This window comes from Paenibacillus sp. FSL R7-0128 (genome assembly GCF_038002245.1).
Lineage (GTDB): Bacteria > Bacillota > Bacilli > Paenibacillales > Paenibacillaceae > Paenibacillus_AQ > Paenibacillus_AQ silagei.
Genome location: NZ_JBBOCD010000001.1, coordinates 3,225,577 through 3,242,091, shown reverse-complemented (window position 1 = coordinate 3,242,091; position 16,515 = coordinate 3,225,577). Strand labels below are relative to the sequence as shown.

The 16,515-nt window shown below is 55.8% G+C and carries 13 protein-coding genes; 1 reads left to right on the top strand and 12 read right to left on the bottom strand.

Translation table 11 applies throughout. The annotated features are described in order from the left end of the window. Positions 1 to 43: 43 nt before the first annotated feature. From priA to NST26_RS13185, 7 genes are all read right to left on the bottom strand, one after another. Positions 44 to 2,575 carry a primosomal protein N' gene (gene priA, locus NST26_RS13215; protein WP_340979249.1) on the bottom strand — a complete coding sequence of 844 codons (2,532 nt, stop codon included), beginning with the start codon at positions 2,573 to 2,575 and terminating at the stop codon, positions 44 to 46. Further along, positions 2,575 to 3,807 carry a bifunctional phosphopantothenoylcysteine decarboxylase/phosphopantothenate--cysteine ligase CoaBC gene (gene coaBC / locus NST26_RS13210; RefSeq protein ID WP_339256037.1) on the bottom strand — a complete coding sequence of 411 codons (1,233 nt, stop codon included), beginning with the start codon at positions 3,805 to 3,807 and terminating at the stop codon, positions 2,575 to 2,577. Before coaBC ends, priA begins: the two co-directional genes overlap by 1 nt. A gap of 271 nt (positions 3,808 to 4,078) precedes the next feature. Beyond that, positions 4,079 to 4,279: a DNA-directed RNA polymerase subunit omega gene (rpoZ, locus tag NST26_RS13205; RefSeq protein ID WP_036694519.1), complete on the bottom strand. Its 201-nt coding sequence runs from the start codon at positions 4,277 to 4,279 to the stop codon at positions 4,079 to 4,081. A gap of 55 nt (positions 4,280 to 4,334) precedes the next feature. Continuing rightward, positions 4,335 to 4,904, bottom strand: coding sequence for a guanylate kinase (gmk, locus tag NST26_RS13200; RefSeq protein ID WP_036694520.1), 570 nt, complete (start codon positions 4,902 to 4,904; stop codon positions 4,335 to 4,337). Positions 4,905 to 4,922: 18 nt separating this feature from the next. Then, positions 4,923 to 5,183, bottom strand: coding sequence for an extracellular matrix/biofilm regulator RemA (gene remA / locus NST26_RS13195; protein WP_006209218.1), 261 nt, complete (start codon positions 5,181 to 5,183; stop codon positions 4,923 to 4,925). Between the two features lie 52 nt (positions 5,184 to 5,235). Continuing rightward, positions 5,236 to 6,126, bottom strand: a complete 891-nt coding sequence (locus NST26_RS13190; protein WP_339256034.1) for a YicC/YloC family endoribonuclease — start codon at positions 6,124 to 6,126, stop codon at positions 5,236 to 5,238. A 38-nt stretch (positions 6,127 to 6,164) separates the two neighbouring features. Continuing rightward, positions 6,165 to 8,039, bottom strand: coding sequence for a bifunctional homocysteine S-methyltransferase/methylenetetrahydrofolate reductase (locus NST26_RS13185; RefSeq protein WP_036729413.1), 1,875 nt, complete (start codon positions 8,037 to 8,039; stop codon positions 6,165 to 6,167). A gap of 166 nt (positions 8,040 to 8,205) precedes the next feature. Between NST26_RS13185 and NST26_RS13180 the strand changes: the two genes are divergently transcribed. Then, entirely contained in the window at positions 8,206 to 8,463 is a 258-nt protein-coding gene (locus tag NST26_RS13180; protein ID WP_339256031.1) for a hypothetical protein, read from the top strand. Here NST26_RS13180 and NST26_RS13175 read toward each other — a convergent pair. The 5 genes from NST26_RS13175 to NST26_RS13155 form a co-directional block, all read right to left on the bottom strand. Then, a complete protein-coding gene (locus tag NST26_RS13175; RefSeq protein WP_339256029.1) occupies positions 8,436 to 9,536 on the bottom strand; it encodes a GerAB/ArcD/ProY family transporter in 1,101 nt (366 codons plus the stop codon). The genes NST26_RS13180 and NST26_RS13175 overlap by 28 nt on opposite strands. 40 nt (positions 9,537 to 9,576) lie before the next feature. Then, entirely contained in the window at positions 9,577 to 10,782 is a 1,206-nt protein-coding gene (locus NST26_RS13170) for a Ger(x)C family spore germination protein (protein WP_340953475.1), read from the bottom strand. Beyond that, positions 10,772 to 12,439, bottom strand: a complete 1,668-nt coding sequence (locus NST26_RS13165; RefSeq protein WP_340953477.1) for a spore germination protein — start codon at positions 12,437 to 12,439, stop codon at positions 10,772 to 10,774. Before NST26_RS13165 ends, NST26_RS13170 begins: the two co-directional genes overlap by 11 nt. Positions 12,440 to 12,607: 168 nt before the next feature. Next, positions 12,608 to 13,444 (bottom strand): diaminopimelate epimerase, encoded by an 837-nt coding sequence (gene dapF, locus NST26_RS13160; protein ID WP_340953478.1) that lies wholly within the window; start codon positions 13,442 to 13,444, stop codon positions 12,608 to 12,610. A gap of 115 nt (positions 13,445 to 13,559) precedes the next feature. Further along, the gene (locus NST26_RS13155; RefSeq protein ID WP_340953480.1) at positions 13,560 to 16,370 is read right to left on the bottom strand and encodes a calcium-translocating P-type ATPase, SERCA-type; all 2,811 of its coding nucleotides are present in this window, start codon (positions 16,368 to 16,370) and stop codon (positions 13,560 to 13,562) included. Positions 16,371 to 16,515: the final 145 nt, after the last annotated feature.

The following is a 16,515-nucleotide window of genomic DNA, read 5'->3' as shown; positions in this document are numbered from 1 at the left end:
ACGGCAGGGCAAAACCGCCTTACCATTGTAACATGCCCGAGAATTACATCAACATCTGCGGATCGACATCGATGCTGATCTGCAGCCCCTTATCGCGGACAGAATCCTCCAGCTCCTCCGCCACCTGGCGGGCCAGCGCAATGGCGTCAATCGCACCGCGCCATTTGATAATACACTGGAACCGGTAACGCCCCTTCAGCCGGGGCAGCGGCGAGGCCACCGGTCCCAGCAGATCCAGCGCATCCGAGGAGAGCTTGTCCAGACTGCCGTACCAGCGCAGCTGTCTGGCTTTGCCCTGAATGCTGAGCGCATAATTCTCCGCAAGCTTCAGCAGCAGCGGAAGCTGCTCATGCGACAGGGTGACCAGAATCAGACGGCAATAGGGCGGGTAATGCAGCTCTTTGCGGTGCTTCAGCTCATCCCGGACGAATGAACGGTAATCATGCCCGCTGGCATGGATAATCGAATAATGCTCCGGTGTATACGACTGGACCACCACCTCGCCGGGGAGCTGATGCCGGCCCGCGCGGCCGGCAACCTGCGTCAAGAGCTGAAAGGTCTTCTCCGCCGCCCGGAAATCAGGCAGATTGAGTGCAGAATCCGCAGTAATGACCCCAACCAGCGTTACATCGGGGAAGTCAAGTCCTTTGGCGACCATCTGTGTGCCCAGCAGCACATCGGCCTTCTTGTCCCTGAACTGGTTCAGGAGCTTCTCATGCGAGCCTTTCTCCGTGGTCGTGTCCACATCCATACGTATAACCCGGATACCGGGGAACAGCTTGCCCAGCTCTTCTTCTACCCGTTGCGTCCCTGTCCCGAAGAAGCGGATATGCTCACTGCCGCATTCCGGGCATACCTTGGGTGCAGGTTCTGCATGCCCGCAGTAATGGCAGCGCAGATTGTCGCTTCGGCTGTGATAGGTCAGCGAGATATCGCATTCCGGGCAGCCGGCAACGTAGCCGCAGCTCCGGCACATGACGAAGGTCGAGAAGCCTCTGCGGTTGAGCAGCAGCACTGTCTGTTCGCCGCGCTCCAGCCTGCTCACCAGAGCGGCATGCAGACTGCGGCTGAACATGGAGCGGTTACCTTCCTTCAGCTCCTCACGCATGTCAACGACAGCCACCTTCGGCAGCTCGTTGCCCAGTGCACGGCTCGGCATCTCCAGCAGAATCGGCGAGAAGTGGATGTCACTCTGCGATCTGGCGGCATGATAGCTCTCCAGTGAAGGTGTTGCAGAACCCAGAATTACCACGGCCCCGCCCTGCTCTGCCCTGCGGACAGCCACATCACGGGCATGATATTTCGGGTTCTCCTCCTGCTTATAAGAGCCTTCATGCTCTTCATCCATGATAATCAGGCCCAGATTGGCGAACGGGGCGAATACGGCTGAGCGTGCTCCGACCGCAACCATCGCCTTACCTTCGCGGATCTTGCGCCACTCGTCATAACGTTCGCCGACAGACAGGCGGCTGTGCATCACCGCCACCCCGCTGCCGAACCGGCCCTTGAACCGTTCCACCATCTGCGGTGTCAGCGCAATCTCAGGCACCAGCACCACTGCCTGCCGACCCTGCTCGATACAGCGCTGGATCGTCTGGAGATAGATTTCCGTCTTCCCGCTGCCGGTCACCCCGTGCAGCAGGAAGACTTCATGCGTCTGCTGCTCGACAGTACCCACAATCCGCTCATAGACCCTCTCCTGCTCAGCTGTCAGCGGAAGCGGTGTGCTTGGCTTGAAGTCCCGTCCCCGGTAGGGGTCACGGTAGACTTCGATTTCGCTGATCTCTATATACCCTTTGTCCGCAAGCGTCTTGAGCGTGCCCGCAGTGACCTGAAGGATCGCCAGAATATCCTTGAGCGGCATCGGCAGCATGGCTTCCATATCAATCAGGTAGGAAAGCACTTCCTTCTGGCGCACTGAACGCGCGGGGAAGCTGGAGAGCGACTCCCGGGCTGCTGACAAGCCAATAGCCAGGTCAACGGCCTTGAGCTTCTTTTTGCCCATCTTATCCTTGATCGACTGGCTCTCTGCCAGGACTCCGCGCCGCACCATGAACTTGATCGTCTCCGCAGCCTCGGGGAAGGTACGGGTCAGCAGCTTCATGGATACTTCGCTGTGACGCCTAACGAAGTCAATGATCTGCTGTTCTTCGTTGTCCGCCTCAAGAAAGAGCGGAAACAGCTCATCTGCGGGGGCGCTGGACGCTTCCTCTGTATCTCCAAGCGAGATCAAACGCTCCGCTTTGCCCTTCAGGGCAGTCGGAAGCATCGCCTGCAGTGCGGAGATCCGTCTGCAGGCGTATCTTTGGCTCATCCAGTCGGCCAGCTCAACCAGCTCCGGCGATAGGGGAGGAAGCAGATCCAGTACTTCTACAATCGGCTTCATCCGGGAGACACTGCCGGTCTCCCCTGATTCCAGGGACACTACGAACCCCTGGACCGTACGGGGGCCGAACGGAACAGCGACTCTGCTGCCCACTTCAATCCACAGCTTCAGAGCATCCGGGATAATATAGTCAAACGGCCGGTCGGTGCTGCGTACAGGAACATCGACAATGACCTTGGCAATATCCATTATAATAAGGCTCCGGCAACACGCTCAGCCGCCAGCCGCAGAATCCGGCGCGCCACCTCATCCTTGGAAGCCAGCGGAAGATCAAGCACCAGGCCTTCGGCATCATACACTTTGACGATGTTGGTATCCGTGCCGAATCCCGCACCCTCCATGGCCACATCATTGGCTACAATCAGATCGAGGTTCTTGCGGACCAGCTTGTCCTTGGCATAGACCTCAGCATTTCCGGTCTCGGCAGCAAAGCCGATCAGGAACTGCTTGTCCTTGATTCTGCCCAGGCTCTCCAGAATATCAGTCGTCTTCACCAGCTCAAGCGTCATGGTGCTGCCGCTCTTCTTAATCTTCGAGTCACTGCTCTCGCGTGGACGGTAATCCGCAACCGCCGCTGCTTTCACAAGAATATCGCAATGACTCCAGCGGGCCATGACTGCATCGTGCATCTCCTGTGCTGACTGGACGCGGACCAGATCGATACCGGCATCACGGGGCGGCGCCTCATCGGTACGTGCGGCAATTAGCGTCACCGCAGCACCCATGGCGCGCGCGGCGCGCGCGAGGGCGAAGCCCATTTTACCCGAGGAATCATTGGAGATATAACGGACAGGATCAATACGTTCTACCGTGCCTCCTGCGGTAATCACCACTTTTTTACCGGCAAGCGGTCCGGAGGTCTTCTCCTTCTGCAATACAAAAAAGTTCTCAACCACCTTCACGATCTCTTCCGGCTCCTCCAGCCGTCCCTTGCCCACATACCCGCAGGCCAGCAGCCCTTCACCGGGCTCAATAAACTGAACACCTCGGTTATAGAGGGTATCCATATTGCTGAGGACCGCCGGATGCTGATACATATGGACATTCATCGCCGGAGCTACCATAATAGGCGCTGTTGTAGCAAGCAGCGTGGTGGACAGCATGTCGTCTGCCAGCCCGTGGGCCATTTTGGCGATAATGTTGGCCGTAGCCGGCGCAATCAGGACCAGGTCGGCAGCATCAGCCAGATCAATATGTGAAATCGAAGACGGGTCCCGCTCCTGGAACGTATCACTGTACACCCGCTGCTTCGACAATGACTGGAGCGTCAGCTCCGTAATGAACTGCTTGGCCGATGACGTCATAATGACATGCACCTCGGCGCCCTTCTGGGTAAGCTTGCTGGTCAGCGCCGCGGCCTTATACGCAGCAATCCCGCCGGTAATTCCGAGTATAATCGACTTCCCTTGTAAGCTCTTCAATCTGATCTCCCTCCGTTCCTCAATCTGCACCCATTCTATATCCAGCTATGAAAAGAAGAAATGAAAATCTTCATATTTACGGCTTCGTTATGTCATATTTACGCTAAAAGAAGCCTGCGCTTCAAATTTTCTTTATATATAGAGAAAAAAATAACAACCTTCCGGTTGTCAGGAACAGCCCGGTACGGGCCATTATCACTTCATTGTGCAGCTTAAGCGGGCAGAAACGGCTGCGCCGCCCTTATTCAAGGGACGGCACCATTTCAGGGGACTATTCCTCGCCGCGCGTTACTATAATACGGTCTTCATAGATTTCTTCAAGTGCAACACCGACATACTTATGCGATTTAGGCGCAACGATATCGGTCTTGCCGCCTTCACGGAGTGCTCTGGCCCGGCGGGCTGAAGCGACTACCAGGGAATACTTGCTGTCGACCTTAGTCACCAATTCGTCAATGGATGGATATAGCATGTAAGGCACCTCTTCATCTTTTACTGTAAATATGGACCAATCCTGTAGAACTTGTTCATCGCACCTTACAATGTTCGGCGATAATAATGCTTTCTATTCGCTTGCAGGCCAGATCAATCTCATCATTCACCACGGCATAATCATAATGCCGGATCAAACCGATCTCGTCTTCTGCCACAGACATGCGGTGACTGATTACATCAGGATGCTCTGTTCCGCGTCCGCGAATACGGTCCTTCAACTCGTCCATGGACGGGGGAAGAAGGAATACAAAGATCCCTTCGGGAAATTTCTCTTTGACCTTGAGAGCTCCCTGAACCTCGATCTCCAGAATAATATCTCTTCCGCTCTCAAGTGTTCTCTCTACAAAGTCACGCGGAGTACCGTAATAATTGCCTACGTACTCCGCATATTCCAGCAGCTTGTCGCCTTCAATCATATCGGCGAACTGCTCTCTGGATTTGAAAAAATAATTGACTCCGTTCTCTTCACCTGCACGCGGAGAGCGTGTGGTGGCAGAAACGGAATAGACGAGTTCAGGCATCTTCGGCCGCAGCGCTGTGCATACCGTACCTTTGCCGACACCGGAAGGGCCGGATAGTATAATCAGCAATCCTTTTGACATAGTACACTCCAATTGTTGTTATTCGTCGTTATCGTCGTCTTTGCTGGATAGGCGGTGAGCTACCGTCTCAGGCTGTACAGCCGAGAGAATCACATGGTCGCTGTCGGTAATAATGACAGCCCGCGTCCGCCTCCCGTAGGTGGCATCGATCAGCATATGCCTGTCTCTGGCCTCCTGGATAATTCTCTTAATCGGTGCCGATTCCGGGCTGACAATGGAAATAATGCGGTTCGCTGACACGATATTCCCAAAGCCGATGTTGATTAATTTGATTGCCATGTTCCGGTTGTTCCCCCCATAAGTAACATCATAGCTTGCTCCCTGGTTCCTGTCATTCCAGGTTCGCCGCCTGCTCCCGAATCTTCTCGAGCTCCGCCTTCATATCAAGCGTCAGATTCACAACCGCCAGATGACTGCATTTCGACCCTATTGTGTTGGTCTCCCTGTTCATCTCCTGGATGAGAAAATCAAGCTTGCGTCCGGCAGGCTCGCTGCCCAGCAGCAAGGCCCGGCACTGGCCGAAATGGCTGTGAAGCCGGGTCAGCTCCTCATCTATATTGCAGCGGTCGGCGAAAATAGCCATCTCCATGCCGAATTTATGCTCATCCCAGGGGAAGCTCCCGTCATTCAGCAGGTTAAGCCGTTGCCGCAGCTTCTCGCGCTGCTCCTCCACAACCAGAGGCGCATATCTGCTGATTCCGGCATGCAGCTCTTCCAGACGGTCAAGTCTGCGCGTCAGATCGGCCGCCAAATAGGAGCCTTCCCGTCCGCGCATCTCCAGCAGGGCCTCCAGACCAAGCTGGAGACCCTGCTCCAGAAGATCTGCAAGTTCTCCGGAGGAGTCAGCAACAGCCGTCTCTTCCTTCGGTTCCATTACACCGGGCATAGCAAGGATATCCCGCAGGGACAACTCTCCCTTGAAGCCATACTCCCGGACCAGTACCTCCGCTGCATCAAGATAGGAGCTCACCCTGCGGCGGTCCAGCACATGCGTGTCAGCCGCCCCGTCGGTGAGTTCTCTATTAATAATAACATCTACCCGTCCCCGTCTGATATGAGCCTGAACCATTCTGCGCAGCCTATCCTCATACCCCGTCCATTCCCTGGGCAACCGCAGCACAACTTCGCAGTACCGGTTATTCACCGATTTGACCTCGAACGTTATCTTGTGTCCGCCGTATTCCAGGGCTGACTGACCGTATCCGGTCATACTATATGACAACGGAATCACATCCATTACACTATTGTAATTGATTATTACTAGCGAAACAAGGGGGATAACTTACGTCCCTGCTTCTCCCAAATATACTCCAGCAGCTGCACGCTCATATCATAGAACATAAACGGCGTAATCAGATAGATTCCGTTAAAATGTGCAATAGCCGCATCCAGCAGCTCCTTGGCGATCAGCACCCCTTCGGCCCGTCCCGCTTCGCCTTCGAGTCCGGCCATCCGGCTGCGGACCTCGGCGGAGAGCTGAATGCCGGGAACCTCATTGTGCAGATACTCTGCATTGCGTCCGCTGGCCAGCGGCATAATGCCGATGAAGATCGGAATATCCAGGTGCTCAGTAGCCTTGGCAATCCGGGCAATCAATTCAGGATCATACACAGGCTGGGTCATAATATAATCCGCACCCGAGGCAATCTTCTTCTCCAGGCGCTCGACCGCTTTGTCCAGATGCTTGACATTGGGATTGAACGCTGCGCCGATGACGAACTTCGCGTTCTGCTTGAGCGGCTTGCCGGAGAAGGCCACGCCGTCATTGAGCTGCTTAATCATACGTATAATTTCAAATGAAGTCAGGTCATAGATCGAGCTTGAGCCGGGCAAATCCCCGAACCGGGCAGGATCTCCGGTCACGGCCAGCACATGGTCAATCCCCAGCGCGTCGAAGCCCATCAGATGCGACTGGGTGCCAATCAGATTGCGGTCACGGCAGGCAATATGCACCAGCGGCCGCAGGCCTGTGCGGGCCTGCACCAGATGCCCCAGCGCCATATTGCTCATCCGGGTGACAGCAAGCGAATTATCAGCCAGCGTCAGCGCATCGGCTCCGGCCCGGCGCAGCGCCTCTGCCCCCTTCATGAACTTCGCGATGTCCAGATCGCGCGGAGGGTCAAGCTCTACGATAACGGTGTGGCGTTCCTTGACCAGATCGACAAGCGTCGGTTCGCCGCCTCCCTGTCCCCCGTCATCCGCCAGATGCTCCTGCACCGCAATTCTCTCAGGCGCACTGAAGGCAGCGGGCTCAGGCAGCGGCTCCACCACATAGCCCTTCAGGGCAGCGGAGATCTCAGCGATATGCTTGGGGGTAGTCCCGCAGCAGCCCCCGATAATCCGGCTGCCCATATCCGCGAACACCGGAGCCATCTGTCCGAAATACTCCGGCGAGGCGCCATAGCGGTACTGGCCGTCTACATAATCGGCTACCCCCGCATTCGGATAGATCGACACCGGCAGCGCCAGCTTGCCCTGTAGCGTACCCAGCGCACGCTTGATCCCGTTCGGTCCGGTGTTGCAGTTGAAGCCGATCACATCGGCTCCGTCCTGCTGCAGAATATGGAACGCTTCCGGCAGGGTTAATCCATCCAGCGTCCGCGCCGAATCGTCCACAGCCAGCTGGCAGATTACCGGCAGCGTACTGAGCTTACGCACAGCCTTCAGCGCCAGATGAAGCTCCTCGACATCATAGAAGGTCTCCAGCATGATCCCGTCCGGCGCTTCCTCCAGAAGCGCGGCAATCTGCTGCGAGAAGAACTTCTTCAGCTCGGAGGAGGACAGATTCGCCCGTTTGCCTGCGCGGATCGAGCCGATGGCTCCGACTACATAACCATTCTCGCCTGCAGCCCGGCGGGCAATGCGGACTCCTGCCCGGTTGATATCCGCTACCTTGGCTTCCAGTCCGAACTTGGACAGCTTGTCGTAGTTCGCGGAATAGGTATTACTCTCCAGCAGTACAGCACCTGCATTGATATAGCTCCGGTGCACATCCTCAATGACCTCCGGTGAGGTCAGATTCAATTCCTCGTAGGAGATGCCGACAGGGAAACCCTTTTGATACAAAAAGGTTCCCATCGCTCCGTCTCCGACCAACACATTGTTCTCCCATGCAGAGCGCAAATCCGGCTTCACCGCAAGAACCTCCCCTTGACTGACATTAGTTTCATACTAATGTAACATAAATCGGGATGGATGATAAGCTTTAGCAGGCAAAAGAGGCGACCGTCCGTTATTCTTGTATGCCAGTCCGGCAAATGATTCATACTACGCTTAATCTTGCCAGAAGGAGACTGTAAGAATGAAGAAAAAAATAAGAAAACTGCTGCTGCGCAAATATGCCGTAATCCTCCTGCTGTCGGCGCTCTCGCTGCTGTACCTGTACATGCTGGACTGGATGTTCGGCTACGGCACGGAGAATATCCGCTATATACTGAATTATCTGCTCTATACTACCTCGGAGAAGCTGACTGCGGCTGTGCTGGTGCTGCTCCTTATCATACCTGATGTCATCTATTGGGTTAGCGGCCGTCAGCCCGGCCGGGGGGCGGAGAAATGATCGCGGACCGCCGTTACTATTACCAGCAGCGCCGGAACGACTATCATTAAATAGGGATACACCTTGTACAGCAGGGTCCCGCCCTCATCCAGATGTTCAATGAAGCTTCGCGCATCCAGCATCGAGGTGAAGAGGATAATCAGCGCACAGGGATAGAGCATTTTCCGGTACGGTATCTTGAAGAGGTCCGAAATTCCGATAAGCGCGGCAGCGAAGAAGACAGCCATTTTGAAAAACACCCCGATGATCAGCACCATCACCACGAAAATATCCACCCGCTGGATGATATCCGAAATGGAGATCTTGCTGATTGTCGGCATCAGCGGGAGCGGCGAACGCTCTACAATATCAGCACCCAGAACCGAAACATTCAGCGCCATGGTGAAGCTGAGCAGCAGCGCGGAGAACACCATGGCGGCGGCGATAATCCAAGGCCCTTTTTTGACACTGGACAGGTACGGCATCAGCATCGTGAAGCACACCATCTCCCCGAACGGAAACATATAATTCTGATGAATCACCGAGCGAAGCACGGGCTGAAAGCCATTCTCCAGTACAGGCAGCAGTCTGTGCAGATTAATCGTACCGGAGAGTATCAGCATCACGGTCCCGAACAGGCCGATCCCCAGAACGACAAACGCAAATACCATGGACGTTCTGCTCAGCACCTCCAACCCCTTATGCAGCACATAAGCTCCCGAGAGCAGCATCAGGGTGCTTAAGATAAACAGCGGAGTATGATGCATGGTTGACATTGCGAGCATGGTGCTGCCATCGCGCAAATCCCTGGCGGCCAGGTTTATGTAGAGAATAATGTAGAGCAGGCCTACAGGTGCCCCGATATATTTTCCGAGAATTTGCCGTGTATAAGCTGTAAAAGGCTGGTCCGGATGCTTGCGGTACAGATAGGCGTATCCCGTGAACATCATCAGCCCCGCCGCGCAGCCGAGCAGGATCGAGAGCCAGGCATCCCGGCCTGCCCCCATTCCCAGATTAACCACCAGCGCCGTGCCCAGCTCGAACAGCACCGTCAGGCTGAAGAATTCGACGAGTCCGATTTTGACCTTACCCATATTCTGTGGTCCTCCCCACCCGGTTACCTTACCGGCAGACTTAATGAATCTGAAAAGAGTTGCTGCGCATATCCGTATGCCGGATGACTACATCCGCATCGAACCGGATTTCACAGTCTGCGAATACGTCCTCCCAGTGGTCCCTGACCTTCTTCCAGCCGCGCGGATCCTTCCGCTGCAATGCCCGTCCAAAGCCGAGATAATCACTGCCCAATTCTTTGGCTGTGCTTATGGCTGCTTGGATATGCTTGACGCTTTCTTTTATGAGCCGGTCTGACAGCTCTTCCAGCACTTTAGGCGAGGTAAGATCGAGCGGATTCGGAGCTTCCTTGAGCGCAGCCTGCTGCGTGATTTTGACCGTAAAGACAGGATGCTCCGGGTCAGACGACTCGACGGCAAGTGACACCTGGGACTGATAGATGTTGAAGGAGAGATAACGGCCCTCCTGCTGCTTGAGCAGAACCGGGAACTCTTTGATCCGATTATGCAAAAGAACGGTACCGAGAGCAGCGTCACCCGTAAGCCAGCCCTTCAGCTTGTCATCCTTGAATGCCGCAAGGGAGGAGACTCTCAGGATCGACCGGGGTTCGATATTCTTCAGGCTGTCATTGCTGCCCGATGAGGGAGTCCACTCTCCTCTGGTGTATACCCCGTTGATCACCGGACCGCCTCCTCTGATCTGAATGCCCCGGATCACATCATCCACGGCCATCCGGAAGTTATAGCCGAACTGCTTGGAGGTCGTCTCCAGCTTCTCCACCAGATCATTGGCCGGGATTTTGCTGAACACGGTCATTGTGGACATGATCTCACGCGCAGGCTGTCCCTTGGAGATGAAAATCAGGCTGTTCAGCCGTGTATCGCTCTCCCGCTCCAGCACATCGAGAAGGTCCTTGATGCCTTCGCGGGCGAACGCCTCCGAGATCACCAGCACCCGCACATGTCCCAGGGAGAGGAAGCGTGCCGTCTGGCGGGAAGCGTCTGCCAGCGCCTCGAACATCGTGCGGCCTGTTCCTGTGTACAGCGCAACCGGCGATATACCTCTGCTCTTCTCTCCGGAGATTTCCTCCGCCACAATCACTTGAAAGGACAGCTTGTACCGCTCAGCCTCAGTGTCTCCCTTGTCGATCGCTACCCCCGAGACAATCGCCCGCCGGTTGAGTTCAACACTGTCCCAGCAGCCGGTAAGCAACAGCATTGGAAGGACAAACAGTACACCTATGCCGCCGAAGATTCTATTCCTCACGGTTCTCCTCCTCAGTCCTGCTATTCTTGCGGATTAACGGGGGGAGCTGCTCTTCATGACCAGTCGTTAGCAGCATGTAGTCCGGCATTTCCTCGCGCATCTGTGCCGGCGGCTTGTCCGGCCCGGTCAGCCAGAGCGGCATTCTGAACAGTGTGTCCTTATGCCCTTTAATGGAGAGCGGCACGAAGGGGAAGAGATAAGGAACACCGAAGGATCTTAGGCTGCTCATATGTGCCACCAGCAGGATCAGGCCCAGAGTAATTCCATAGAAGCCGAATATACTGGCCATGATCAGAAAAGCAAACCGGATAATTCTCCCGGCAATCGCCATGTTGTAAGCCGGTAGGGCAAAGCTGGCAATCCCGGTCAACGCCACTACGATAACCATGATGGGTGTAATTATGCCGGCCTCTACCACCGCCGTACCCAGGATAAGCGCACCGACCACAGAGACCGTCTGCCCGATGGCGCGAGGCATGCGTACCCCGGCTTCGCGCAGGATTTCAAAGGCCAGCTCCATCAAGAGCAGCTCCACAAAGGCCGGGAAGGGTACATTCTCCCGCTGGGAGAGCAGATTAATCAGCAGCGTGGTCGGAATCATCTCATAATGATAGGTAGTCAGCGCAAGGTAGACCGAAGGCCCCAGAATCAGAACGAGGAAGCTCAAATAACGGACCAGCCGCATTAATATGCTAATGTCGAACCGCTGGGAATAATCCTCGGCAGACTGAAAAAACTGCGTAAACACCGCCGGAAGAATCAGCACAAACGGCGTGCCGTCCACAATAATAACCACCCGGCCTTCGAGCAGATTTCCTGCAGCCACATCCGGCCGTTCCGAGTTGTAGATCGTCGGAAACGGCGTAAAGGTCTTGTCCTGAATTAATTCCTCAATATTTCCGGATTCCAGAATCTCATTAATAACAATCTTGTTCAGCCGGTCTCTGGCTTCGCGGATCAGATCCTCCCCCGCAATCCCTTTCATGTACATCAGCGCCACATGGGTATGGGTCTCCGAACCGATCTTCAAGACCTCCAGGCGCAGCTTGGCGGATTTGATTCTGCGGCGGATCAGCGAGATGTTCGTGGCCACCGACTCGACGAACCCGTCCTTCGGCCCCCTGACCACGAGCTGGGAGGAAGGCTCACTGACCGCCCGCTGCTCCCCGCCCCTGGTTCCGCACAGAATCGCTGACCGGCAGCCCTCCAGCAGAATCGCTGTGTCCCCTGAGAGAATAGCGAGCATGATTTCCTTCCAATTCTCCTGGAGCTCCGCATCACCTGTCTCCATTGCACGGCTAAGTATCTGCTGCGGAAGTGAAGCTTCTTCCCCGCGGCTATCAGCACCGCCATCCGTTCTGTCAAGGAACAGCTCCTCCGTATGATTCAGCAGTGAACCGAGTACGAATTCATTCACTGCCGCAGGGTCCGCCAGTCCGCTTAGATGAACAGCGGCCGCTTCCAGCCGGCGTTCTCCCCCGATCTGGATTCTGCGGATCTGGAGATCTGGACTGCCGCCAAGCTCCGTCTGAATGTGAAGCAGACTTTGGGCGACCGTATCCGCGAGGCCCAAGGGAACGCTGCCCTGCGGCTGTCCCGGTCGCGGTGCAGGATCTGCTCCCGCATTCTGTGCTTTTCGGTTGGACCCTGACTTCATTTCCGCTCCTCCTCCCTGATTCTATGCAGAGTTCTATTATTCGCGGATATGCCTGCCATTATTCGGCTTTCATTTCATACTCCAGTTCCATACCGGCTCAGAATTACATAAAAAACCCCCTGCATCTGGCATGCAGGGGATTGCAAGTGTTTATATGGGAATCAAATATCAGATATCCACTGAACCGGTATATACCACCTGGGCAGGGCCGGTCATATAGACATGATTGTCTTCCTCGTTCCATTCGATGAACAAGTCACCGCCCTTCAGGCTGATGACCGCCGAGCGGTCCGTCACTCCGTTCAGCACGGAGGAGACCAGAGTCGCGCAAGCACCTGTTCCACAGGCCAGGGTGGGACCTGCACCACGCTCCCAGACGCGCATGTCCACGTGGCCACGGTTCACTACGGTGGCGAACTCCACGTTGACCTTACGCGGGAAGAGCGGGTGAACCTCAAGCTTCGGTCCCCAGGTAGCGAGATCGAACGATACTGCATCATCCACATAAATGACTGCATGCGGATTCCCCATGGAGACTGCGGTGAATCTGAACGCTGTGCCGTCTACTTCAACCGGCTGGTCCAGCACAGGCTCCGCGTCGATCGCTACAGGAATCTGCGGTCCGGACAGGACCGGCGCACCCATATCCACCGTTACGCTCTCCACGATCCCGTCCTTCACCTTCAGAGAGACCTTCTGTTCTCCGGCGCCAATCGTCTCAATGACAATCTGCTCCGATTCCACCAGACCATGCTCATATACATATTTGGATACACAGCGGATCGCATTGCCGCATTGCTCAGCCTCAGAGCCATCGGAGTTCATGATACGCATCATGTAATCGCCGCGCTGCGAAGGGAGAATGTACACCAGTCCGTCTGCGCCGATGCCGAAGAACCGGTTGCACAGCTTAACTGCCAGCTCCGGGGCATTGCCCGGCAGCTCATCCTCGCCGAATACGATAATAAAATCATTGCCCAAACCGTGCATTTTAGTAAATTCCATTGTCAGGTCCACTCCTATAAGTAAGATCAGCTGTTTCCACATTCCTGGTTCATCATAAACCAAGCTTCTCAGTGAAACCAGCATACCTTATAGGAGTGGAGTGAGGCTATTGATTTTATGCTGAAAACTTTGTACTTTTTATCATCTGGCGTCCACCGCTGCGGCTGCGGTTCTTCTTGCCGCCCCAGACGCTGCCCGCTCCCATCAGGAAGGTCGGGATTCCGGACATCACCAACACCAGGCACCATTCACGGAAGCTGAGCGGAACGGTCTTGAACACCGGCTGAAGCACAGGGAGGTACATTACAGCCAGCATTAAGATCACAGAGGACAGGACCGCCAGAACCAAATATCTGTTCTGGAACGGATTCCGGTAGAAGACCGAGCGCGAGCTGCGGCAATCGAACACATGAATGAGCTGAGCCATCACAAGGGTGGCAAAAGCAACCGACTGCGCGCGGATCAATTGCTGCGCGCTGCTTGGATCAATCCGCAGCGTCAGCCAGAAGGCGGCCAGGGTACAGAGTCCGATCAGCAGCCCGCGGCTGACAATCTTCCAGCCCAGCCGCCGGGCAAAGATGTTTTCTTTTGCACCGCGTGGCTTGTGCTCCATCAGATCCTTCTCCGGCTGGTCTACGCCCAGCGCCATTGCAGGTAAGCCGTCTGTAACCAGATTGACCCATAGAATCTGGATCGGAACCAGCGGCAGCGGCAGCCCGAGCATCATGGCGAAGAACATGGTCAGAATCTCGCCGACATTCGAGGCCAGCAGATACCGGATGAACTTGCGGATATTCTCATAGATATTCCGTCCCTCTTCAATGGCGGCCACGATGGTTGAGAAGTTATCGTCCCCGAGGACCAGGGCCGAAGCCTCCTTCGTCACATCCGTACCGGTGATTCCCATTGAGATCCCGATATCGGCGGCCTTAATTGCAGGCGCATCGTTTACTCCATCGCCAGTCATCGCTACGACATGGCCGTGGCGCTGCAGCGACTTGACGATCCGCAGCTTATGCTCCGGAGATACCCGGGCGTAGACGAAGACATTGTCCGATACCTTATCGAGCGCATCATCGTCCATCCGGGTAAGCTCGCTACCAGTCAGAACCCTGCCGCCGCGCTGCAGAATGCCGAGTTGATGGGCAATCGCCTCTGCGGTCGTCCCATGGTCGCCGGTAATCATGACCGTCTTGATGCCTGCCCGGCGGGTCACGCTGATCGCATCGCGCACTTCCTTGCGCGGCGGATCGATCATCCCGGCCAGACCCACGAAGACAAGCTGGCTCTCCGCTTCCTTCTCGCTGCCGGCCGTTTCTCCGCTCCGCAGATCGCGGTAAGCCATCCCCAGCACACGCAGTGCGCCGGAAGCCATCTGTTCATTGGCATCCAGCACCTTCTGGCGCAAGGTCGGCGTGCAGGGCACGACTCCGCCCTCCCACAGCATATACGTGCAGCAATTCAGGAGCACATCGGGTGCGCCTTTGGTGCAGATCATCCGGCCGCCGGGGTGATTCACAACCACCGACATCAGCTTGCGTTCAGAATCGAACGGAAACTCCGTCTCCCGGGTATAGGTTACGGCAAGCGTTTGGGCAGTTAGTCCCATTTTGGCAGACAAAGCGACCAGCGCACCTTCCGTAGGATCGCCCTTCAGTTCCCAGACCGGCTGGGCGTTAGCCCCTTTATCGGCCTCTGCACCTTTGCCTTTCTTTTTGCTGCGCGTGTCGGGGAAGCTCTCATAAATCTCTGCGTTGCTGCATAATGCACCCACCTGAAGCATGCGCCGGAGACTCTGGTCATTCTTCAGATCAACGGGCCGGCCTTTCTGGAGCACACTTCCTACCGGAGCATAACCTTCCCCTGATACCTCAAGGGTCCGTCCGGCGTTCCAGAGCTGGGTGACTGTCATTTTGTTCTGCGTCAGGGTTCCTGTCTTATCCGAGCAGATGACGGAGGCGCAGCCCAGCGTCTCTACCGAGGGCAGCTTGCGGACAATCGCCTTGCGCTTGATCATCCGCTGGACACCCAGCGCAAGCGCAATCGTCACAATGGCCGGAAGTCCTTCGGGAATAGCTGCCACCGCCAGACTCACCCCGGCCAGGAACATCGCCGTTGCCGGCTGACCATGCATAATTCCTGCCAGAACCACAACAATGGTCAGCCCCAGTGAGACATAGATCAGAATCTTGCCGAGCTGCTCCAGCCGGTGCTGCAGTGGGGTCTCCTGGGATTCGGTGTTCTGGATCAGATCGGCAATCTTGCCCATCTCGGTAGCCATACCGGTGCGGATGACCACAGCCCGGCCGGTTCCCCGGGTCACCATCGTCCCCATGAAGCCGATATTCTTCTGATCGCCCAGCGGGATGTCTTCAGCATAGATCGCCGAGGCATGCTTGGAGACCGGCAGCGACTCCCCCGTCAGCGCCGACTCTTCGGCATAGATGCTGCTGCAATGCAGCCAGCGGACATCTGCCGGTATCCGGTCCCCGCTCTCCAGCAGGACGATATCTCCGGGGACCAGCATTCTGGCGGGAAGCACCTCCTGCTTCCCGCCGCGCATCACTTTGGCCGTAGGCGCGGAGAGCTGCTTCAATGCTCTTAACGAACGCTCGGCGCGGAACTCCTGCACGAATCCGAGTACCCCGTTAAGCAGAATAATCGCGATAATCGTAATGGCATCTAAGTATTCGCCGAGCAGGCCGGATACCAGAGTCGCCCCCATCAGCACCAGTACCATGAAATCCTTGAACTGATTGAGCAGCAGCGTAAAAGGTGATACCCTTTTGCCCTCAGACAGCTCATTGTACCCGCTCTCTTTGCGTCTTGCGGCGGCGTCCTCGGCGCTTAGCCCCGTTCCCGGCTGAACGCCGAACATCTCCTGCAGCTCCTCTGCACCGAGCCGGTGCCAGCTTTTTTGTTCCATAACTAATCTTTCCCCTCCCGGTCGTTTCTTGACTTCCGGCGGCGCACAGCTTTTCCACCTGTTCATGTCCAAGTGTATTCATGGTCGTCCCAAAATATCACCGCATCTAGGTTTCTCCTTTTGCGCGAACCGGTAAAAGTATGGC

What these genes read in the sequence shown, in the direction of transcription:
- remA (WP_006209218.1), bottom strand. Translation starts at nt 5,183, where the DNA reads ATGGCAATCAAATTAATCAACATCGGCTTTGGGAATATCGTGTCAGCG.
- NST26_RS13155 (WP_340953480.1), bottom strand. Translation starts at nt 16,370, where the DNA reads ATGGAACAAAAAAGCTGGCACCGGCTCGGTGCAGAGGAGCTGCAGGAG.
- NST26_RS13175 (WP_339256029.1), bottom strand. Translation starts at nt 9,536, where the DNA reads ATGGGTAAGGTCAAAATCGGACTCGTCGAATTCTTCAGCCTGACGGTG.
- priA (WP_340979249.1), bottom strand. Translation starts at nt 2,575, where the DNA reads ATGGATATTGCCAAGGTCATTGTCGATGTTCCTGTACGCAGCACCGAC.
- dapF (WP_340953478.1), bottom strand. Translation starts at nt 13,444, where the DNA reads ATGGAATTTACTAAAATGCACGGTTTGGGCAATGATTTTATTATCGTA.
- rpoZ (WP_036694519.1), bottom strand. Translation starts at nt 4,279, where the DNA reads ATGCTATATCCATCCATTGACGAATTGGTGACTAAGGTCGACAGCAAG.
- NST26_RS13180 (WP_339256031.1), top strand. Translation starts at nt 8,206, where the DNA reads ATGAAGAAAAAAATAAGAAAACTGCTGCTGCGCAAATATGCCGTAATC.
- NST26_RS13165 (WP_340953477.1), bottom strand. Translation starts at nt 12,439, where the DNA reads ATGAAGTCAGGGTCCAACCGAAAAGCACAGAATGCGGGAGCAGATCCT.
- gmk (WP_036694520.1), bottom strand. Translation starts at nt 4,904, where the DNA reads ATGTCAAAAGGATTGCTGATTATACTATCCGGCCCTTCCGGTGTCGGC.